Source organism: Undibacterium sp. YM2 (genome assembly GCF_009937975.1).
In the GTDB taxonomy this organism is placed as follows: domain Bacteria; phylum Pseudomonadota; class Gammaproteobacteria; order Burkholderiales; family Burkholderiaceae_D; genus Undibacterium.
Genome location: NZ_AP018441.1, coordinates 4,868,029 through 4,889,307, shown reverse-complemented (window position 1 = coordinate 4,889,307; position 21,279 = coordinate 4,868,029). Strand labels below are relative to the sequence as shown.

The 21,279-nt window shown below is 51.7% G+C and carries 21 protein-coding genes; 8 read left to right on the top strand and 13 right to left on the bottom strand.

Annotation, left to right across the window (positions count from 1 at the left end):
* Positions 1-416: 416 nt before the first annotated feature.
* Complete coding sequence (locus UNDYM_RS22420; RefSeq protein ID WP_162043090.1) at positions 417-3,134, bottom strand: TonB-dependent siderophore receptor; 2,718 nt, start codon at positions 3,132-3,134, stop codon at positions 417-419.
* A 195-nt stretch (positions 3,135-3,329) separates the two neighbouring features.
* On the opposite strand from UNDYM_RS22420, the gene UNDYM_RS22415 reads away from it, so the two are divergent.
* From UNDYM_RS22415 to UNDYM_RS22400, 4 genes are all read left to right on the top strand, one after another.
* On the top strand, positions 3,330-4,109 hold the full coding sequence (locus tag UNDYM_RS22415) for an ABC transporter substrate-binding protein (protein ID WP_162043089.1): 780 nt from the start codon (positions 3,330-3,332) through the stop codon (positions 4,107-4,109).
* 79 nt (positions 4,110-4,188) lie between these two features.
* On the top strand, positions 4,189-4,593 hold the full coding sequence (locus tag UNDYM_RS22410) for a hypothetical protein (protein ID WP_162043088.1): 405 nt from the start codon (positions 4,189-4,191) through the stop codon (positions 4,591-4,593).
* Positions 4,590-5,768, top strand: coding sequence for an MFS transporter (locus tag UNDYM_RS22405; protein ID WP_162043087.1), 1,179 nt, complete (start codon positions 4,590-4,592; stop codon positions 5,766-5,768). Before UNDYM_RS22410 ends, UNDYM_RS22405 begins: the two co-directional genes overlap by 4 nt.
* 78 nt (positions 5,769-5,846) lie before the next feature.
* Positions 5,847-6,971, top strand: a complete 1,125-nt coding sequence (locus tag UNDYM_RS22400; RefSeq protein WP_162043086.1) for a DegT/DnrJ/EryC1/StrS aminotransferase family protein — start codon at positions 5,847-5,849, stop codon at positions 6,969-6,971.
* A 16-nt stretch (positions 6,972-6,987) separates the two neighbouring features.
* Here UNDYM_RS22400 and UNDYM_RS22395 read toward each other — a convergent pair whose 3' ends face one another.
* From UNDYM_RS22395 to UNDYM_RS22380, 4 genes are all read right to left on the bottom strand, one after another.
* A complete protein-coding gene (locus UNDYM_RS22395) occupies positions 6,988-7,614 on the bottom strand; it encodes a hypothetical protein (RefSeq protein ID WP_162043085.1) in 627 nt (208 codons plus the stop codon).
* Complete coding sequence (locus UNDYM_RS22390; RefSeq protein WP_162043084.1) at positions 7,593-7,877, bottom strand: hypothetical protein; 285 nt, start codon at positions 7,875-7,877, stop codon at positions 7,593-7,595. Before UNDYM_RS22390 ends, UNDYM_RS22395 begins: the two co-directional genes overlap by 22 nt.
* Position 7,878: 1 nt before the next feature.
* Entirely contained in the window at positions 7,879-8,409 is a 531-nt protein-coding gene (locus UNDYM_RS22385; protein ID WP_162043083.1) for an SMI1/KNR4 family protein, read from the bottom strand.
* A 152-nt stretch (positions 8,410-8,561) separates the two neighbouring features.
* Positions 8,562-9,752, bottom strand: a complete 1,191-nt coding sequence (locus UNDYM_RS22380) for a metallophosphoesterase (RefSeq protein ID WP_162043082.1) — start codon at positions 9,750-9,752, stop codon at positions 8,562-8,564.
* Positions 9,753-10,039: 287 nt separating this feature from the next.
* On the opposite strand from UNDYM_RS22380, the gene UNDYM_RS22375 reads away from it, so the two are divergent.
* Positions 10,040-10,501: a hypothetical protein gene (locus tag UNDYM_RS22375; protein ID WP_162043081.1), complete on the top strand. Its 462-nt coding sequence runs from the start codon at positions 10,040-10,042 to the stop codon at positions 10,499-10,501.
* Positions 10,502-10,510: 9 nt separating this feature from the next.
* Positions 10,511-10,726, top strand: coding sequence for a helix-turn-helix transcriptional regulator (locus UNDYM_RS22370; RefSeq protein ID WP_232063566.1), 216 nt, complete (start codon positions 10,511-10,513; stop codon positions 10,724-10,726).
* 19 nt (positions 10,727-10,745) lie between these two features.
* Here the strand turns inward: UNDYM_RS22370 and UNDYM_RS22365 are convergent, their stop codons facing one another.
* Together UNDYM_RS22365 and UNDYM_RS22360 are read right to left on the bottom strand one after the other, a co-directional pair.
* Positions 10,746-11,864: a tetratricopeptide repeat protein gene (locus UNDYM_RS22365; protein WP_162043080.1), complete on the bottom strand. Its 1,119-nt coding sequence runs from the start codon at positions 11,862-11,864 to the stop codon at positions 10,746-10,748.
* Between the two features lie 20 nt (positions 11,865-11,884).
* Complete coding sequence (locus UNDYM_RS22360; protein WP_162043079.1) at positions 11,885-12,232, bottom strand: helix-turn-helix domain-containing protein; 348 nt, start codon at positions 12,230-12,232, stop codon at positions 11,885-11,887.
* 137 nt (positions 12,233-12,369) lie between these two features.
* Between UNDYM_RS22360 and UNDYM_RS22355 the strand changes: the two genes are divergently transcribed.
* On the top strand, positions 12,370-12,924 hold the full coding sequence (locus UNDYM_RS22355; RefSeq protein ID WP_162043078.1) for a carboxymuconolactone decarboxylase family protein: 555 nt from the start codon (positions 12,370-12,372) through the stop codon (positions 12,922-12,924).
* 14 nt (positions 12,925-12,938) lie between these two features.
* Here the strand turns inward: UNDYM_RS22355 and UNDYM_RS22350 are convergent, their stop codons facing one another.
* From UNDYM_RS22350 to UNDYM_RS22340, 3 genes are all read right to left on the bottom strand, one after another.
* Positions 12,939-13,745: a hypothetical protein gene (locus UNDYM_RS22350; protein WP_162043077.1), complete on the bottom strand. Its 807-nt coding sequence runs from the start codon at positions 13,743-13,745 to the stop codon at positions 12,939-12,941.
* A gap of 105 nt (positions 13,746-13,850) precedes the next feature.
* Positions 13,851-15,053, bottom strand: a complete 1,203-nt coding sequence (locus tag UNDYM_RS22345; protein ID WP_162043076.1) for a basic secretory protein-like protein — start codon at positions 15,051-15,053, stop codon at positions 13,851-13,853.
* A gap of 399 nt (positions 15,054-15,452) precedes the next feature.
* Positions 15,453-16,346, bottom strand: coding sequence for a CPBP family intramembrane glutamic endopeptidase (locus UNDYM_RS22340; RefSeq protein ID WP_162043075.1), 894 nt, complete (start codon positions 16,344-16,346; stop codon positions 15,453-15,455).
* Positions 16,347-16,739: 393 nt separating this feature from the next.
* Here UNDYM_RS22340 and UNDYM_RS22335 point away from each other — a divergent pair, with 393 nt between their 5' ends.
* Positions 16,740-17,639, top strand: a complete 900-nt coding sequence (locus UNDYM_RS22335; RefSeq protein WP_197740941.1) for an ABC transporter substrate-binding protein — start codon at positions 16,740-16,742, stop codon at positions 17,637-17,639.
* 151 nt (positions 17,640-17,790) lie between these two features.
* Here the strand turns inward: UNDYM_RS22335 and UNDYM_RS22330 are convergent, their stop codons facing one another.
* The 3 genes from UNDYM_RS22330 to UNDYM_RS31270 all read right to left on the bottom strand — a co-directional run bounded on the left by UNDYM_RS22330 (position 17,791) and on the right by UNDYM_RS31270 (position 21,267).
* The gene (locus UNDYM_RS22330; RefSeq protein ID WP_162043074.1) at positions 17,791-18,126 is read right to left on the bottom strand and encodes a hypothetical protein; all 336 of its coding nucleotides are present in this window, start codon (positions 18,124-18,126) and stop codon (positions 17,791-17,793) included.
* An 88-nt stretch (positions 18,127-18,214) separates the two neighbouring features.
* A complete protein-coding gene (locus tag UNDYM_RS22325; RefSeq protein ID WP_162043073.1) occupies positions 18,215-19,432 on the bottom strand; it encodes a hypothetical protein in 1,218 nt (405 codons plus the stop codon).
* Between the two features lie 152 nt (positions 19,433-19,584).
* Positions 19,585-21,267 (bottom strand): PAS domain-containing methyl-accepting chemotaxis protein, encoded by a 1,683-nt coding sequence (locus tag UNDYM_RS31270; protein WP_162043072.1) that lies wholly within the window; start codon positions 21,265-21,267, stop codon positions 19,585-19,587.
* Between the last annotated feature and the right edge of the window lie 12 nt (positions 21,268-21,279).

Sequence of the window (21,279 nt, the reverse complement as noted above, 5' to 3'; positions counted from 1 at the left end):
TACAGTGTCAGTTTTTACCGTTAACATTTGCAATTAGACCGTGATAGTGCATGCTGATCCGAGTCAGGCGAGGCTGGAAAAAGAGTGTGGAAATGCATTACTTTAATCACTCGCCTCACTACTGCCCATTCAGATTGAGTGTATCAATTAGTTGCTTCAGGTAAATTCAAGCGTTGCCCTGTGCGATATTAAATATTCCTTATGTTTATATCATTGATAGTGCGAAATTGTCCAGAGTTCCATGCATCATTCCTGCATGCGATATTTATAAGGCCAACCGTGTAGACGGTCTGTCTTTGGAGATGCTTGCATCGTGGGTAGCCATGCAGCATGCCATTGCGAGATTGAAGGGGAACTGTACATCAGCCAGCGATTGCTACTCTCCAGGCCGGAGAGTAGCAATAAGTACTACATCATCATGCACCAAACTTGTAATTGACTTCCACCCAGCCCTGGCGGCCAAGCGGGCTGAATGAACCGACCGGGTAGTTAGGCCAACCGCCACTATAGTCGTACTTGATCTTGTTCAAGACATTGTTGACGATGACGGAAACGCTCAGATTTTTATTGGCCTGATAGACTGTGCTCCAGTTGGCGATGCCTGTCGGTGACAGGTAATACTGGCCAGAGCCATTTGGTATCTTGCCATAGCGCGTGACTGTCAGGGTATTGGAAAAATCTCCTTTTACCCAATTGACGCTGGTGATGAGCTTGTCGCGCCAGTCGGTGTTGCCAAGGTCGGCCAAATCATCATACAGGGCATCGCCTTCAAACTGCTTGGATTTTTTGCTCAGGGTCTTGCTGTAATTGGCCTTGACGATGAAGCTGCCATAAGCACTGGTTTTGAGCTGATACTTGCCGCTGATGTCGATACCACTGGTAGCCTGGTAAGCCGCATTGATGGGATTGACCCAGATCTCCTGTATTTCACCTGCATGGCTCAGTGCATCTTTGGGGTAGCGCTTGATACGGTTGATGGTATCAGCACACAGGCTGGAGCCTATATCCCGCTTGCCGGTGCGGCAATCAGCTTCATCGCGCAAGAGCTGGTCGGCACTGAGGTTGACGACCATGTCGCTGATCTTGATGTTCCAGTAGTCGAGCGAGATATCAAACTGATTGCTGGGTGACCAGACCACGCCCAGGCCAAAGGATTTGCCTTTTTCTGACTTTAGGTCAGGGCTGCCAAACTGCACATAATTGGCACCTGGGGAATAATTCGCGTAGTCGCAATCCTTGAGTTCCTGGCCTTCAGCCTTGCAGCGGTAATAGTCGGTGGTGCTGGAATAATAGCCAGTACCACGTGCCTTGAAGATGTAATTCATGTCTGGCGCGCGGAAGCTGGTGGCGTAATTAGCTCGGAATAAAAGCTCAGAAGTCGGGCGGATTTCAAGGCCGCCGTTATAGGTCAGCTTGCCATCCTTGCGGCCAGCGAAGTGATAATCATCGTAGCGACCAGCGAGGCTGGCAGTGATCTCTTTGAGCAGCGGTACATAGGCTTCTGCACCCAGCGCATAACGCTGGCGCGAACCACGCACATCATCTGATTTGGTGACGGTGTTGAACACGCCCTGGTTGATTTTGGGGTCAGGCAGGTTATCAAAACTCTGGCGGCCTATCTCGGCAATGGCCGCAGTCTTTACCGCGCCAGCCGGCAGTTTCCATAATTCAGTGTTGACAGCCAGGCTCAGGGTCTGTGTGCGTGAACTGTCTGAGCTGCGAGATGCCGAGGTGATCTGGTCAAATTCTGCCGGTGTCAGCCTTTGCGTCAGGCGTTTTGGATCAGGTGCATAGATGGCGATGCCAGCGGCGTCCAGACCCAGTTTGGGTCCCAGAAAAAACTGGTCTATATTGGCCAGCGTGCGTGGTGCCACGTTTTCGCTGCGGTAAGCAGAGGCGCTATAGGCAGCTTCATAATTCCATTGCGTGCCAGGGATCACGCCTTTGATGCCGAGATTGATACCAGCAGACTGGTCATCCCACAGGCGGTTGAAGCGGTTCACGCCATTGATTTCTTCCGGTGCGAATACCTTGCTCCAGGCTTCATAGGCATTGCTGTTCTTGTTCCAGAAATAGCTTTGGTTGGTGGAAGACGATACCCAGCTTGGCGAGCGTGTATCGTTTTCTGTCTTGTTCTTGCCCAGCAGAATATCGGCGAACAGGGTAGTGTCTGCGTTCAAATCCAGGTTGCTGCTGGAGAAAAAATTCAGGCTCTGGTTTTTGGTTTGCACTGTCCAGTGCATGGGGCTCAGGCGCGGGCTCGCGCAATAGCTGCCCTTGCTGGTTTTATAGCTGATCTGCGTGCCTTCAAAAAAATCGCTTAGCTGGCTGCAGGCATCACCCAGATCGAGGTATTTGCCAGATTTCATATCCTTGCGATATAGCGTCGCGCTCGGTGTGCTGCGGGTCGCCATGAAATCACGCTGGGTCGCACGCAGTGGTTCACGCTCGCTGTATTCCAGGCTGAACAGGCTGCGCAACTGATCGACATTGGCGGTGCCAGAGAATTGCACGCGCTTGTTGCTGCCACCGCCGCGGCCAGTATCGCCGAGTTTGACATTCAGGTTATAACCCTGGCTTTGTTTTTTCAGGATGATATTGACCACACCGGCAATCGCATCAGAACCATAAATCGCAGAGGCACCACCATTCAAAATCTCTATGCGCTCTACAACATTCGACGGGATATTCGCCAGGTTGGTAAAATTGACCGTGCCTTCATAAGCAATAGGGAAATCAGCCATGCGCCTGCCATCAAGCAGTATCAGGGTATGGTTAGGCCCCAGACCGCGCAGGCTGATGGTATTAGCAGACGGCGTGAAGGTATTACCAAAGTCTTCACCCTGGGTAAAACCAGAGTTTTGTACCGAGTTATTGATCGCATCATAGACATTCTTGTAACCCTGTCTGGTGATTTCTTCTGCAGTGATGATGGTGACAGCGGCAGGGCCTTCAAGACTTGCGCGCGGTATGCGTGAACCAGTGATGACGACGGCTTCCGGTTTACCTTCTGCCGTCTGGGCAAAGGCAGAATTACTCAGGGTCTGGCTGTAAAAGAGTGCCAGTAAACAGGCTGCAAGGGGTTTCAGTGCGGGTTGGCTTGCAGCTTTGCGGGGATAGTTTTTTTGATGCATGGGTCTTCTCAGGAATGAATGAAGACCGAAAAATATCAAGGATATATTTATATTAAAACGAATATATCCGTATATCCACATGCATAGCTTGATTGGTATTACTACTTAATGACTGCCCTTGATCAACATCCGCCTGGAGAATGTGTGGCACACTTATGAAAGTGGTTTCGTTTCCAATATTTCAGAATACGCGCAGTGTTTCTCAAAAAATCCTTGCATAACTTGCTCTGTCTGCTGTTGTGCTGTCTCGCATGTGCAGGCAGCACCGATGGCAAGGCAGAAACCATCACGCTCATCGGTGAGGATAGCTGGTATCCATATTCTGCCGTCAAGGATGGCAAGAACCGGGGCTTTGCCGTCGATGTCATCAAGGCCGCCTATGCGGCGGTGAATATTGATGTCCGCTTCATTGCCACCCCATATTCACGTTGCCTGATGCTGGTCAAAAGCGGGCAGGAACTCGGTTGCTTTGACAGCCTCAAAGACATTGCGCTGGAGCCGGATTTTATCTTCCACAAGGAAGCCATCTTCAAGGCCAGCGTTGGCATCTATGCCAGGACAGACAGCCCGCAATCAAGAGTCAGCAAGATCAATGTGCAGGAATTGCAAAAATATGTCATCGGTGTGACGCATGGTTATACCTATGGCAACGCGTTTGAAAACGATGCGCGCATAGTCCGTGAAGCTGCACCCAGTGATTTATCCAGCTTGCGCAAACTCCTGCTTGGACGTTCTGACTACTCTCTCATCTATACCCGTATTGCAGATTACCTGAGCAGCGTGCACCCGGATGAGTTCAAGGGGAAAATCCAGCAAACCGGCATCCTGCTGGAAGACAGCCTGTATGTGAGTTTTTCCAAGCGCCGTCCGGAATCTCAGCGCTATGCAAACGCCCTCGACCAGGGCCTGCGCCAGATCAAGGCGAATGGCGTGTATGCGGCCATAGAAAGGAAATGGGCCAGGCCAGAGCCATGAACTTGGCGCACCCTACCAACCTGTATATTGATAACGAAAATTGCATTTGCAGACAGTGAAGAAAAAAATGAATTACGTAATGGAAGAAATTTCCAAGCCTGACCAAGACAAGATTTTTAGTGATCTCGCCAATGACTTCAGAAAGACGCGATGGTTGCAGATGAGAGGAGGTTATTTTAACGATGGCGTGCCAAGAAAATGGGTCATAGACAGAGAAAACGATACTTATCTGTTTTCTGCGCCGCCAGTCAGCATGTCGGAAGAAAATAAATATTATTTCTTCTTCAAGAAAGTCATGCATGTCCTGCACATAAAAACCAGGGACTCACAGACAATTTATTTTGCTGAACATGTGAATATGGAGCCTGCAAAGCTGGAAGAATTGAAATCGGCAATTAAAGCTGCTTTTGCTGAATATGGGGTGTATGCCAATGGAAGATATCTTTGTCCTCCAAATAAATTTGGGGACGTGATAGTGCCATGAGCTTGATATCAAATAAAGTAGTCCCCATCGGTAAAACAGATACTGCACACCGCCTCTCCACCCGCCTCGCTTTCCTCGCCGCTGGCCTGGTTGTTTCTGCATGGGCGCCACTGGTGCCTTATGCCAAAGAAAGGCTGGTCCTTGATGAAGCTGCTCTTGGCCTGCTCTTGCTGTGCCTTGGTGGTGGTTCTTTGTGTGCCATGCCTGTGACTGGCATGTTGACTGCACGCTTTGGTTGCCGCTCCGTGATCTTGACGGCAGGTGTATTGACTTGCCTGATCCTGCCTTGCCTCTCTGTCGTGGGCAGGCCCTTGCTGTTTGGTTTGACATTCCTGTTGTTTGGGGCCTCGGTAGGTACTCTCGATGTGGCGATGAATATACAGGCCGTGATTGTTGAAAAAAACAGTGGTGCCGCGTTGATGTCCGGCTTTCATGGCATGTTCAGTGCCGGTGGTTTTCTCGGGGCGGGTACCATGGCTTTGCTGTTATGGCTGGGTATGCACGTGCTGGCCGCCAGTATCTGCCTGAGCTTGCTGGTCGCATTGATGTTGCTGATTGCCAGCCCGAATCTGCTGCATGAACTGGAAGCAGCCGAGCGTGATGGCCCGCAATTTGTGATACCGCACGGTGCAGTGATTTTTATCGGTGTCCTGTGTTTCGTGGTTTTCCTCGCTGAAGGTGCCTTGCTCGACTGGGGCGCATTATTGCTGACCGCCGGGCGCGGGTTGGATGCCGGGCAGGGCGGCATAGGCTATGCCGCATTCTCGGTCGCCATGACCCTCGGCCGGCTTACGGGTGACCGCGTAGTGGCGCGCATGGGTGGCAAGCTCGTCATGCTAGCTGGGGGCATGTGTGCGGCGCTGGGTTTTTTTGCTGCTGTACTGGCCAGCTCGGCCGCTATTGCCATCCTGGGTTTTATTTTGATAGGCATAGGCGCATCAAATATTGTGCCTATCTTGTTCAGCGCCGCAGGCAAGCAAAATGCCATGCCAGCCAGCCTGGCCATTGGTGCCATCACCACCATAGGTTATGCCGGTGTGCTGGCTGGCCCGGCCCTGATAGGCTTTGTTGCCCATGCGATTAGCCTCAACATGGCATTTGCAGGGCTGGGTGTGGCGATGTTGCTGGTGGCGGCCAGCGCGAGGTTGAAACTGTTTGCCGGTAGCCCAGTCTGATTGATTTGCTGGCGTAAAGCTGTTTAAAAAAATCTTCAGCTACAATAGGCTTTCATTTTTCAGCCTACAATTTTCGCCATGACTTCATCTGCATACCGTAAATTCGCCCAGCCACAATTGTCCGAAGCCAGCATACAGGCAGTGGCCGATGTGCTGCGTTCCAACTGGATCGCGACTGGCCCCAGGGTCAGTGAACTGGAACAGGCGCTATCAGCAACTTTTGGACATCGCCCCACCAGGTTGCTGACCTCGGCCACAGGTGCGATGGAGGTGGCGCTGGCACTGTGCAATATAGGTGAAGGCGATGAAGTCATTACGTCTGCCCAGACTTTTTTCTCGGCCATGAACATGATTGTCAAATGCGGTGCCAAACCCGTATTTGTCGATTGTGACCTGGTCACCCGCGCCATCGACCTGGCCCAGGTAGAAGCCGCCATCACACCTAAAACCAGAGCCATCATGCCCACGCATTTCCCCGGTGCGCTCGGTGATATGGATGCGCTGTATGCGCTGGCGAAGAAGTACAAACTGCGCGTCATAGAGGACGCAGCACTGGTGCAGGGTTCGAAGTGGAAGGGTAAACCCGTAGGCTCATTTGGTGACATCGCCATCTTCAGCTTCCATCCAAACAAAAACATGACGACCATAGAAGGTGGTGCGATTGTGGTTAACGATGAGACAGAAGCGCAGCGGGTAGATGTGCTGCGCTTTCATGGGATCACCAAGCTGCCAGACCAGACCCGTGATGTGGTAGAGGCCAGCGGTAAGTTCAATATGTCGGACGTATCAGCCGTGATAGGCCTGCATCAACTGACACAGTTCGACGACTTCATGGCCCAGCGCCAGGTGCTGGCAGATCGTTATTTCAACAGCTTCCCGCAGATACCCGGCATCGTGCTGCCACCGCAGGGCCAGCCAGACCAGACCTGGAATATGTTTTGCGTACTCATCCCTTACGAAAACTTTGGCCACACCCGCAGCAGCTTCCGCGCGGCGCTGCATGATGCCGGTATAGGTACAGGTGTTTCCTATGAAGCCTGTCACACTACTACCGTGGGCAAGAGTTTTGGTTATGGCGACGGCATGTTCCCCAATGCAGAACGCATCGCCCGCGAGACTGTGACCCTGCCTTTGCATGTGGGTTTGACGGTGTCGGATGTGGATGAGATTTGTGCGGTGGTGAAGAGGGCGTTGGTGGGGTGATGAAATATATGGCGCTCTACAATATTCGGATTGTATCAACCTGCGAACTTTGTAAAGCCCAATATCCACTATTATTGCAATGTAGATTTTCAGTCATCGCACAATCGTCTTTATCAAGATAGCAGCTAAAGTTTTTGGGAAGTATGCCAAGCAATAGCATTAATCGCAGATCGGGATGCGCCTTGCAGATATGGAAGGTCGGGCCGCGCAGGCATAGATAAATATCGTTGCCGATCAAGTTTTCGTAATAGTCTGGATTTGGAAAGTCATAGCCATCCAGATTAATGATTTCTTGCACAGCCATGTGACGTTCTTCACGTTCGGCAAGTTCAGCATTGATGTTTTGCACCAAGGTGGCGACGGCATCCCCTTTCAGATAAAAATCTTCTAGTTCTGACTGCAAAGCACTCCCGAGAGCATTCCACCACTGCATGAGTTTGTGGTGTTCTGATTTGGGAATGATTTTCTTGAATTCAGCGATGGGCATTTTGCGATGGGGCCAAGAGTGCTGCTTAAAGCAACTATTTGAATATCGTAGGGCGTATTGTAATACGCCGCATGAGATCGTGAAATCAGGGTTACCTGTTGATCTGGCAAACATGCGGCGCATTGCAATGCGCCCTACGCAGGCGCTCGCTGCCAAATTGATTCTTTTGTATCTCTCCATGCACGCCAGCCCAATGGCAAGTCCGCCAAAGCACAAACATTGGGATCATGCTCCGCTATGCTTGCCAGGCTGACTAAGACCATATCAGACTCGGAAGGATTCGATTCTGGCCCATGGAATTGCCAGCCACCATCATCCTCATCGTGCGAGACATAGGCAATCCAGTTGTCACCTGTGAAGAAGTTCTTGTTCGCGATAACCGCTATATTTGGCGGGTCGCTAAATGGCCATGGATTCATTTTATTTCGCTGATTTAAATAGTGGCGATGTACCGGGAAAATTTCGGGGAAAAGTATTGCAGTCTAATGTTCCGTTTAATACTGCCTCCAAGAATCTTGACATTGAAAGAGTAAAAACTTCCCATTCCGTCGATCGTGCTCCATTGATTACGACTGTCCAGGAGGCAGAATTTTCACCAGTTTTCCAAAATAATAAATCCCCATTGTCAGTGATGCCAAATGGAAGAAGACCATTTAAATTGGGAAACGATTTGAAAGGTAAAACTTCTCCGAAGTTAATCAACTCCTCCAAGACTTGGCGTTGAAGAAATATCTGTTTTTCCAGATTTAAGTTATCGTTGCTGGAGAATGGGTTGAGTATCCATAGAAAATCATCAATTTGACCTGAACCATATGCATGTATGAACTCTTTGTAATCAGAAGGCAGTTCTGCCCCTAGTCGAGCTTCAATACTGCTCCATTCTGCATCGTAGGGGCTTTCTAATGGTTTACTTGGAGGTGTAAGTAAATGATAAAGGTAGTCAATACTCATATCCTGATTTATTAGATTTTGAAAATAAAGCGTAATCTCAGAGCGCCATCGAGTACAAGCGATACGGCTGACAACCAAACATCCGGCGCATTACAATGCGCCCTGCGTCAAGAGTATTGCTTTGACCCAGAAATTTTTTTTGCTATGTAAATTCAATCCCCCGCATCCTTGCGCTTCTCCGGCGCATCCGGCACTGCGACTTTTTGCCCATCCACGCCTGCCTTGCTGAGCTGGCCTTTTTCCCAGAACAGCATTTCACCTTTGATACCGCCCTTGATGCCGGAATCTATCGAGATGACTTTGCCCTGATAATGGGAATACACACCATCCATGGTGGTGTGGCCAACAACGATGCGTTCGAGCTTGAGTTGCTGCAGCATCTTATCAAGGTCGGCAAGGGGTAATTTGGGCGCATTGAAATAGCCACGGTACCAGAGCGGCCCTACGCTGCCATACAGCCAGCTCAGTACGTCATCCGTCTTGACCTGCGCTTTGCTCAAACCCAGTGTGCTGCGGTATTTTTCATTGATTTGCTGCAGGCTCATATTGAGGTTTTGATGATCGGGATGCAGGCCGCCATGCATGAAGAGCATGTCATTGACCTGCACGATCACCGGTTTGCTGCGCAACCAGCGGCCGAGCACGCTGCTGTTGTCAAACATTTGCTGATAACTGACATTCAGGTGCTGGGCGACGGCAGCATATTTTTTATTCAGGTAACGCACGTCGCCTGCCATGGAGATAGCTTCATGATTACCCAGCAGCAGGTGCACGCCACCACCGGCGGCGCTGGCCTGGGCTTCGAGTGCATACAACAGCCACAGGGATTCAGTGACCTTCGGGCCACGGTCCAGTACATCACCGGCGATGACGAGATGGCCTTTGCCATAGGTCCATCGCCAGTCCTGGTTGATGATGCCATTGGCCTGCAAGAGTTTGAGCATGAGGTCAAACTGACCGTGGATGTCACTGATGGCGGCGAGTTTGTCGGTCTTGAATTTGATGGTCGCGGGAAAGGCAGTTTCAACCGGACGTATCGTCAATGCCTGCGGATAGCCGCAAGCTGCGGGCAGGCTGATGTTGGCAGAGCTGGTAAAACTTTGCTTTTGCAATTGGTCATTGCATATCCAACTGACATCCAGCCCCCCTTTGTCTGGCTGTGTGGGCGACTGGTAAAAGGCATGGGGGCCATCGTTGATGCTGCTGGCGGGTGTTGTGGCCAGGAGCGCATCCTGGGCCTGCGTGGCGGGAGCAAATAGCAGGGCGATGTGGAGCACACTTGCGCGCAAAACCTGTCTGGCAGCCCGGAGATAAGTTGCTCGTGAGTTTGTATTGTTCAACATGAGGTGCTCTTCAAGTAGGTATTGCAGAAAATCAGGATCACGAATATACCACCAGCCTCGCGAAACAGTCGGCAGGTTTTTGACCGCCATAGCCGCAAGTTTAAGTATTGAGTCAAGGGCTGTGAGGGTATGGTGTGGTTTAAATAGATACACATGAGTTATTTAATGTAACCAATAGGTTTCATAAAGTGATTGATGTGTTATATAATCTGAGCACGGCGACGGCGCCTGTTCGAGCTATGTCGTGGCCTGTCCGTGTGCAAACTATCATTTTATGGAGATAAAAGATGAAACATACAAATCCTCTGGAAGACCTGGAATTGCTTGTACGTTATGACCGTCACCGCACCTGGATGGGCGTGGTGTATTGCGTATTCTTTTGTATTTGTGCTGTAGTGGCATTGGGGTTTGAAGGCAGCGTCGCCGCCGGGTTTATCCGAAGGCATTTTGGCTTGATGTTCCTGGTACTGATGTTTTTGGGTTTCGCCAGCATGGGGGCGATGCGGCGCGCTGCCAATATCCCGTTTTCCAGCCCGGTGCGCAAGGCGGCGCGCGAAGATGAGCTATACCAAGCCAGCTCATTGCGTGCTTCACAAAATGGCCTGGTTGTGGCGATACTTTTGCAACCCGCATTGGCAGTGACTGCGCACCTGTGGCCGATGACGAATGATCATATCTTCATGGCTATCATGACGGCTGCCTTGAGTTTGCTGGCTGTGTGCATCAGCCAGTTGTATCTGGATCGCTGAGTTCGTGTCATGACAGAACAACTCAGAACCACGATGAAAGTGCAGCGTGCCATCCATAACCTGACCCAGGCCGATCTGGCAGAGTTGACCGGCATTACACGCAAGTCCATCAACGCCATAGAAATGGGGCATATGGTGCCATCAACCCTGCTGGCCTTGAAGCTAGCCAAGGCTCTGCAGGTGACAGTAGAAACCCTGTTCTTTATTGAAGAAATGGGTGAGTAGGTCAGGCCGTGGTTTTTATTCAGTTTTTGAAATAATAAACCTCACCCCGATAAATCTCGGGCTTGGCTTGATTCGTGTTCAAGACCGGCAAGACCAGCCTCGGTGGCAGATTGCCGAGCTTCCATTCACTGGCCAGTGTCATGGCTTGCTGTATTTCTTCTGTCTTCAGGCGGAAGGCCAGGCCCAGTTTTTGTTTGTTGGGCATGTCCTGCATTTCTTTGGCGGTATCGAGCCTGTCGGCGATAGAGAAATACAGGTAGGCGCGGGGCAGGTCGGCGGCAATGCCATTGCCTTCGCTATAGATATTGCCCAGCCAGGCAAATGCACGGGCGTGGCCCTGGCGGGCAGCCTGTGCCAGCAGGTGGATGGCGAGATTGACATCGCGTGGCATGCTGGCACCTGACAGGTACTGGGTAGCCAGATAAGTCTGCGCCTGGGGGTGACTCTGGTTGGCGGCCTGCGCTGCATAAATATTGGCGACGCGCTGGTTGACCTCGGTACCCAGGCCCAGCGCAAAAATACGGGCGAGTCGGAACTGGGCTTCTGCATCGTGCTGGTCGGCGGCGGCCCGGTACAACTTGTTGGCCTGCTCCATATCTTTTGGCACACCCAGGCCCATTTCAAGGCAGATACCAAGGGTGACCTGGGCGCTTGCCAATCCTTGCGCAGCAGCTTTTTGATACCAGGAGATGGCTTGCGCCATGTCTTTTTCTACACCTATGCCCAGGCGATAGCCTTCTGCCAGGTTGAATTGTGAACTGGCATAGCCAGAAGCAGCAGCCTTGCCAAACCATTCCATGGCCTTGGCTTCATCCTTGTCTGGCCCTTTGCCGCTCAGGTACAGGGTGCCCAGATTATGCTGGGCTGCGGCTTCGCCACTTGCTGCCCGGGTGCTCCAGTCCTGGAAGGCCAGGGCAAAATTGCCCTCCCTGAAGGCGGCTGCGCCGACATCTGGTGCTGCTGCGGCAGGTTTGGCTGGTGGGGTGACGGCGGTGGTAATGGCATTGGCAGTCAGAGCATGGGCTGAGAGCAGAGAGCAGAGCAGGGTAGCGAAGAGTGTGGATTTGTACATGGATGATGAGATAGGCTTGCAGGCGCACGGCTCAGGTTTGCTATTGAGGGTGTTAGTGTAAATCATCTTGCTCTGCCCAGGTGAAATCAGCACTGCTGCTGGACATCGTCCAGCATCTGCTGCCACTCTTCTGACCAGGCCAGCAAGGGTAGCATTGCCTTGACCAGGTTCAAGCCTGAGGGGCTTAGGCAGTAACCGCCAGCAGCACCCATTTCGACGATGCGGGTTTCGCGCAGTTCACGCAGGCGCTGGTTGAGCACGGTGGGCGACATAGCGTCGCAACGCTCACGCAGTTCCCTGAAGCTCAGGGGCTCGCCCCGCAATTCCCAGATCATGCGCAAAGTCCAGCGGCGGCCCAGCAAATCCAGCAAGGCCATGATCGGGCGGCCAGTCTGCGATCCCCGCACTGCCTGCCCCGGTTTTGGTGTTGTCATACTTTCTCCTTGCGCTACATTAAATGTAGCGCTATGCTATGTGCTACTGATAGCGTAGCGGTTTGCGGATTTTAACACCGGGCGATGCTTTGCTGGCATTGGCCCCTATTTGATTGCGATTTTTTCAGGAGAAGACGATGAGCATGCCAAGAATTGCCCCGCTGGAGCCGCCTTATGATATCGACTTGGAACAGGCTTTTGCCCGCATCATGCCACCCGGCATGCCGCCCTTGACGCTATTCCGTACCCAGGCACATAACAAGCGTGTCTTGATGCGCATGTTTGCCGGCAATCTGCTGGACAAGGGTGAGATATCCTTGCGGGAACGCGAACTACTCATCCTGCGCACCTGTGCCCGTTGCGGCTCGGAATATGAATGGGGTGTACATGTCACCCTGTTTGCCGCCAGGGCAGGCTTGAGCAAGGAAGACATTGCTGCCACGCTCAGCGATGCGCCAGTATCAAGCGCCTTGTCAGCCAGCGAAATCCTATTGCTCAAAGCCGTCGATGAATTGCATGCAACATCAAGCATCACGCATGCGTTATGGGAAAAACTGGAGCAGCATTTCAGCCAGGCGCAACTACTCGAAATCATCAGCCTGGTGGGCAGTTATCACACCGTGTCCTTCGTCACCAATGCCGCAAGAATAGAGCTGGAGACTTTTGCCGCACGCTTTGCACAATACCAGTGAGTCGGCATTCTGAATCAGTTACCGGTTTTTCGCATCATGGCCTGTAGCCTGAACAAGTCACTCATTGCATACAGGCCTACTGACGCAGCCAGGTGGCTTTGATCGGGCTTTTCGGCAACACCTGAGGCAATCAGGTGGAACTGGTTAGCCGGGTCAGGTACATGGCGCATGCCACAGACTGCATGTAATGAAATGCGTGTCTTGCCATCATTATAGGTCTCACCTTGTGCTGTGCATCCCTGCAAGGCGGCCATGTCCGGCCTGTGCTCAAAGCGCGCCCGGTAAAACTCGATGACGGGGTATTCATTAAAGCCATTGATCTCATGCACATAAGCAGCGTAATAGTATTGCTCAAGCTGGATGGCAATGACATCCTGCGCCCGCAGGAATGTCAGGTTGTCCCTTGTCGATGGCCGCTTTTTCAAAGACGGGGCTGGGCTGTTCAGCAAGGCCTTGATGGCATCGGTATTTCTGAAAAAAGCATCGCTGAGTGCCACTGCTGCATTCAAGTTGTCTATAGCCTGCAATGCACACACGGTAATGGCTGCCTCGGTCACGCCGTGCTTGTGCAAGAGCAGCGCCAGTGCCAGGACAGTTTTGTCCCTGTATAAGGGCGTGGCTTCATCATCGCTGGCGTTGAGCACACAATTCCAGCGCGCCAGCAGTCTGGGCAAGACATAGCCAGCCACGGTCAGTTGCTGATCATGCTTGGCAAAGCTCATGGCAGTTGACGTCAGGCTGGCGACATCATCTTCTATGACCTGCACCAATTGATGGGCGGCCAGTTTGTCGAGGGCTTGCTGGTGGGTGATGTCGGGCATATATTTCCTGCTGGCTGTTCAAGGTTTTACAATAACAGCTTGCTCACTCCAGCAAAAACAGATTTTCATTTGCTCACACTTGCATTCACATTGGCACTCTTGGCACTATTGGCGCAAGCGCTGGCTGACACTGCCCAGCATCGCTTCACTGTAAGGCTGGCCGCTTTGTCCTGTTTCACTGATCAGGCTGCGCCATAACACCGGAATATCCACATTCATGTTCATGAATTTTTGCAAGCCACATGCATAAGCATATTGGTAGGGGTCACTCTGGCGGGTGATTTTTTTGCAGGTGGCGCTGGCGTTTGCCTGGTAAGCTGCCGCTTCTTCTGTTGTCCACACCGCTGTGCTTTTTAGCGCTTCTACAGCCATCGCTTCTGCGCCACCTTCATGTATCCAGGCAGGTTCGTCACCTATGCCACCCTGGTTCACATTTTCTTGCCAGATATGGGCCATTTCATGGGCGACCAACTTTTGTACCAGGTGGCGTATCGCGGGATGTTCATTGAGCATGGCCTTGCCACTGAGGCGGAAAGTGATTTGCCCGTTGGTGGCACCGCCCTTCATGGAAAACCCGGCAGTGCTTGTATCCGTGACAGAAATCATCAAGACCAGTTCACGCAAGAGAGGGCGCTGGTAGGTGCTGGAAAAATAGGCCGACATGGTACTGGTGGTGTCGAGAATAAGTTTGGCCAGCCATTCCGGCGTGGCCGGGTCCAGGACCAGCCTGGCTGCGCCCGCTGGGGCAGGTTTTTGTGGCCCGAAATAAGCATAGGCACGCAAGCTGCGTTCTGCATCGGCAAACGCCGGTGGGGGTATGACAGTCTCGCCAGACAGACCCTGATAGCTGACTGTCAAATTCATGGCGCGCGTCTTGCCACCTTCCTGCACATCGCCGTCAAAAAATCCCATATAGATACCCGCACCGCCATCACTGAAACGGTTATTCGGCGCATAGTTTTTTGGTGCAAAGCCGTTATAGGAGATGATCTCAAAACTGAGCTGGCGCACAGGCTGATCCAGGATATAGCTGTCTTTCTGTTGATCAGGCTGGGCAGATGGCTCCGCCTGATAGCGCACACCGCTTGTCAGCGGCTTCCAGGCCGTGCTGCGGTAATCGCCAGCGGCAGGCATGCTGAACCGGGAGATCGCTTCGCTAAAACTGTAGTCTGCACGCCATTTGTCGGCAGCTATGCGGGTCAGTTGCATCTGCGCAGGCAACTTGCCTGGTTCGTCGGCGATAGCGGGCAAGTTGATCAACAGGTTGATGCTGGTTGCCATCGCTGTGGAAATCAGGAAAGTTCGCATGAGGAGCATTCAAGAGTTATTGAATATGCCAGCATTCTATAAGAAAAAATCGGATTAACGTCTTTATACGAGCTTATACTTAATTGGCGGATTCAAGTTCGAAGTGCAACCCTTTATTATAGTGATTGCATCTGAGCCATAAAGACTTCCTGCGAAGTTTTGTAGCCAAGGCATTTTCTAGATCGATGATTCAAGTAAACCATAGCGTCAGCCATGTCGTCTGCATGTGCTACCTTCCGCAGGACTGAGTTCGCGCTATTGTTACCGTGTTGTCACCGCCAGTCGCACAACTGCCAAGGTCGGTCATTTCATCCACTGGCTGCAGGATGAAATGACCGTGATGCAAAACTACCTGGAACAGTAGGGCGCTAGTGCTGGAGACTTAATACAGAACAGATATCATGCCGCCGCAAGCTGGCGCGGTTTTTTCCAGAAGCCTGATTTGACTTCACCCTTCTTCCAGGCCAGGTACAGGAATACCACACCCATCAAGGTCGCCAGAAAAACCGCGAGTACCGAAGCTTCGGCTCCAAAAGCACCGCCGCTGAGCCATTCAGAACCTGTCATATGGGTTTGCAGCCAGCCCTTGCTGTCCGTGCCGGATACTGCGACAGAGAACACCGCGCCCTGGGTAAAATTCCAGGAAAAATGCATGGCAATGCACAGCGCCAGACGACGTGTCAGCATATAGGCAGCGCCGAACGCGATGCCGGCTTCCAGCGCAATCGCAATTGAACTGAAGACAGTGGCACCCGGGTTGGACGCATGGGCAAAACCAAAGGCCAGGGCAGAGATCAGGATGGCAACGGCACTGCCCAGGGATTCTTCCATCATGCGAAAGATCATGGCGCGAAAAAACAGCTCTTCCATCACCGCTACTACCACAAAGATGGGCAGGTATTTGAGCATCAGCCTGGGGTCATTATAGCCATCGACATGAAACACGCCCAGCAAAGACAAACTGCCCAGCACCAGCACAAACAGCATGGCACCCAGCACCAGGCCGATCAGCCATTCTTTCCAGGCTGAGAATAAGGCCAGCTCAGTCGCTTTGCGCTTTTCTATGAGACGTACATAGAAGGCATAGCTCAGCCAGCCCAGCAGCATGGCTGTGATATTGCGAAATATCACCCAGTCCGGCCCGGCCAGGAAATGCGACATGGCCTTGCGGGAAACAAATTGCACGCCACCGACGATGAGTACCGCCAGCAGGAATTTGACGATGGTGTATTGCAAAAGTTTTTGATGCCAGACTGGCTTGTCCAGGCTGGTGGTGATTTCTGCAGTTGTCATAAATATCCCCATGGATTTTGTTGTGAGTATAGTCTGCGTCAGCCAGGCCCATCAATGGCAGGCAATGCCCGACAATCAGTGCATGGATGACTGGCTGGCACTATAAACAGATGACAAACTATTTACATCAGGGATAAGACAAAGTGCAAAAAGCAGGGATTGAATGGGAAAATACGGCGATAAAAAGCAAGCCCGGATTGAGAGCCCGCCAAGCTGCAATCCATCGGGCAAGTCATTCTCCTTAATGCAAGTCCCTGTATTTTGTCTGCTTCCTGTCAATCTGCGGGATGAAGTTGTAATTCGCCTGCGGATTCTTGACACAGACCGGGCAGTGCGCATTACACTTAAATGTGGCACCAGCCTTACTGCAAACCTTTTTTACCGGGATATCAGATGAAATTGCCTAGACTGCTGATACTGCTTTGGATGACCATGGGCTGCCTGTACCCGGCGCACGCCAGTGATGTTGCCAGCAATTCCAGTAATGTCAGCAGCAATACAGGCAAGCTCATACGCTATCCACGTCTGTCCACGCAACTTGATCCGCATAGTGACTATGTACTGGAAGTGTTAAGGCTGGCGATCAAGGCCAGTGGTCAGCCTTATCAGTTGCAAGCCAGTGAGGCCCCCATGCAACAGGCGCGCGGTATCTATGAGCTGAGCTCGGTGAAGGGGAATGTCGATATCCTGTGGACCATGACGACAGATGAGAGGGAGGCACAGCTAATCCCCATTCGCATTCCCATCGACAAGGGCCTGATAGGCTGGCGCATTGCTTTGCTGACAGAGGCGAATGCGAATATCTTCAAGGATGTCAAAAACCTCAAAGACCTGGCGGCCTTCACTGCCGGGCAAGAGCTGGACTGGCCCGATGGGCCTATATTGAAAAGCAATGGCCTGCCGCTAAAAACTTCGGCATCCTACGAACCCCTGTTCAATATGCTCAAGGCAGGGCGCTTTGATTATTTCCCACGTTCTGTTTTTGAAGTGCAGGTAGAACTCGATGGCCGTCCTGGTCAAAAGCTGGTCATCGACAAGCACATCGCCCTGTATTATCCATCTGCCCTGTATTTTTTTGTCAGCCCGCGCGAACCCAAAGTGGCTGAAGACATACAGAACGGCCTGGAAGAGATGATCAGAAATGGCAGCTTTGAAAAAATATTCCAGCGCTACCAGCAAGCCACGATCAAAAACATCAACCTCAAGTCCCGCACCATCATCAGCTTGCGCAACCCCTTGCTGAGCACAGAAAAAATGCCTTTGCACAGGCCGGAGTTGTGGTTCAAACCCTGAGGTGGCAGCTTGCGTTTTAGACGCTACTGGTGCCGCAGAAAACTATCTGCAAAGGCAGCAAAGGGCTATCGTAGGGCGCATTATAATGCGCCGCATGTGCACGTCTGACGACGTTGTTTGCAATTCTAGTAGGCTGCGCCGCACGCACCTCTCAAAGCTTATCCACTGTTTCCTGTGCAGGCAAATCACGGTACAACTTCAAAAACCTGAACATCTTTGGCCATTCTTCACGCGGTTTGAATACAATCGCAACTTCCCGGTTATCAAGCGCAGATTCTGTCAGCACTACATGATCTTCGACCAGTTTGGCATTGTCAAATTCTTTGGCATTGACACGACATACCGCTTTAAAAAATGGTCCGGCCAGCCATGCTTTGACTTCCGGGGTATCCTGAAAGCGCAGATAGCCCGCCAGGGAAGCATGTGCCACCGCCACCATCGCAAAGCCAAGTGGAACATCATCTTTGACGAGGATATACATTTTCATAGGGAAGCTTTAGGAAAAATGAAATATGAAGACGGGTGAAATTGCGTACAGCAGGGTGTCATGATCCACAAGACGCTTATGTGCTGCCCTACAAAGTCGATTCCGTCGCCGCATCCAGCTTGTCCTGTGCCGGGAACTCTGATACCAGATAGCGTTCAGGATAGCCTTCCTTCTTTTGCATGAGCTCGCCTGCCGTGCTGCACAAGTCATCCCAACTCAGTATCTTGCTGGTGTATTCACCCTCCTGGCTTCCAGGGATCACCATGGCGACCAGGTCGGTTTTAGGCAGCAGCGATACTACGCCCTGCGTCCAGGTAGAGAGTGAAGTCAGTTTGTCGGTGTCATTGTTCTTGAGTACGGTATAGCTGGCGACAAAAATATCTTCCCCGGTCTTGTCATGCAGGGCTTCGAGCAATTCTTTTTGCGAGCCATAATCTTCTGCTCTTTGCGCAGTCTGCAGGTTTTTCAGGCGGTCAAGTACATCGGCATTTTCAGGTAGATAACTGACGGCCTTGCCATCCCTGAGCTTGTACATGCCAGCGGAGACTACCCGGCCTTCTTGTTCCATGCAGGATTGCGCATGCTCCAGCATCGCTAATTGCGAGGTGCTGGAATTGGCATTGCAGAGCAATAACCTGCCACGGGTGGGCACCATCAATACCGGGTCACTGCCGCAACCGGCGCGGTAAATCAGGTCAGGCAACAGGATGCGTGAAGAGTCATAGGCATCTTCCCACACCCCGGCGACAACACCTTCACCAAGATTGACAAACTTGTCTTCAGTGCGGTCGCGCAAATTATCCAGTGCCACTTTCAGGGCATCTTCCAGGCTGATGTTCCAGCTTTCATAATTACTCTGGTTGACCAGTGCCATGGAATGCTCGGTATCGTAGGCCAGCATCAGCATGGCATCGTCGCCAAAGGGCAGGGCAGCCTGCTGATAAGACATGGGCTTATCCTGCATCAGCGAAGTCAGGCGCAGGTATTCACCCTGGCCGCAGGGTTTGAGGCTGGGCATCAGATGCTTGCTGGCACTGGCAAAATCGTCGGGTATGCCATTCACCTGCAGGCCTGCGGTGTATTTCAGCAGCACATGGTCACGCTGGCTTTTGGTCGCAGCACAATAATCACGGTAGGCATTGTGCAGGTTCAGGATGTGCGAACCATTTTCACCAACCACCAGGCGGAACTCCGCTTCATCAAAATGCATGGTCTGGGCGATGCCCTGGTTGCGTGCATACTTGATGACGATCTGGGCAAATTTGTGCGTCGATGGCTTGGACTTGAATAAATCGAAGAATCCCATGAATCTCCCGGCCTGCTGTGTGGTTATCGTAAATCCAGTGATGCCCTGCATCTCGGCTGCAGGGCATTTTCTGTATGATAACGTCAACGACGGGATTTGTGTTCGCCGTATTTGCGGCGCTTGCCTTGGCGAGGTAAGCTTTGCCGCGGATTTCAGTTTTGATTGGCAATGAGCTTCGGGCGCATTGCACCAGGAATTTGCTTATCGACAGCTTTGAGCGCCCTGATCTGCGCTGTGACGGGCCTTGTTACTGCAGACATTCCGCTACTTTTTACCAGTGTAAATGCATCTACCAGTTCACTGAGACCAATTGCCTGGGTCCTCAGGCTTTCCGCCGAGGCTGCAGCCTGTTCTACCAATGCTGCATTTTGTTGTGTAATATCATCCATTTGTGTAATGGCTTGATTGACCTGTTCTATCCCTGAGCTTTGTTCCTGGCTGGCGACGGTAATGTCATGCATGATATCTGCAGCGCGTTTTACACCGGATACAATTTCATGCATGGTCTTGCCTGCTTCTTCTACTAGCTTGTCGCCGATATCGACTTGCTCAACCGAGTCGTGAATCAATGTCTTGATTTCCTTGGCAGCACCAGCGCTGCGCTGCGCCAGATTACGTACTTCACTGGCGACGACAGCAAATCCACGTCCCTGTTCACCTGCTCGTGCGGCTTCAACTGCGGCATTCAAGGCAAGGATATTTGTCTGGAAAGCAATACCATCGATCACGCCTATGATGTCGGAGATTTTGGATGAGCTATGCTTGATCGCTCCCATGGTTTCAACTACCTTCGCTACGGCGTGGCCTCCTTTTTCAGCAATTTTTGCGGTGGACGCAACCAGTTGGGTCGCTTCATGTGAATTGTCGGCATTTTGCTTCACGGTGGAGGTCAATTCTTCCAAGGATGAAGCGGTTTCTTCCAGCGAGCTTGCCTGTGATTCAGTGCGGCCAGACAGATCGGAATTACCCGCTGCAATCTCGCTTGCGCCATTGGTAAGGTGACTGGTCGTCTGGCGTATCTGTCCAACCAATAATTTTACGTTGGTTTGCAAGATACGCAGACCTTGCCCCAGATTGACGACTTCCTGGCTTCCTTCGGTTTTGATATGCTGCGATAAATCGCCTGCACTCATGGTCTGGATATCCTGGATCATGCTCTGCAAAGGGAATAGCAGTTTTTGACGCAAGTTAAGGCTGAAACCCACAATCAGGCCGACCATTGCCAGAGCGAGAAGATTGACCATGTTCTGGTTAGGTGCTTGGATATTTCCCGCATTTGCCAGGTAGATGATTGCGCCCATGAGCAGAATTATCAGTGCATTGAAACTGACTAATTTTTGCGACATGGTCAGTCTGGAAAAAAAATCCAGGGAAGAAAACGCGCTACGTTTGATGGCTGCACCTTCCCGGATGACCAGTGATTTGTCACCATTCTTGATCGCACGATAGGCTGCGTCCGCAGCCCTGACCTGATCACGGCTGGGCTTGACACGTATCGAGGTGTACCCCACCATTTTGCCATCCTTGATCAGCGGGGCTGCATGCGCCTCCACCCAATAATGGTCACCATTCTTGCAACGATTTTTGACCAGGCCCGTCCAGGATTTGCCTTCCTTGATGGTGTCCCAGAAATCTGCGAATGCCTCGACCGGCATGTCCGGGTGGCGCACGATGTTTTGTGGTGCACCAAGCAATTCATGCTCGCTAAAGCCACTGATACGAACAAAGTCGTCGTTGACGTAGGTAATATTTCCCTGCAGATCCGTTTTGGAAACGATGGTTTCCGCGTCCTGCATGATGTATTCCTGGCCAGTGACGGGCAAATTGTTACGCATGATAAAACTCCT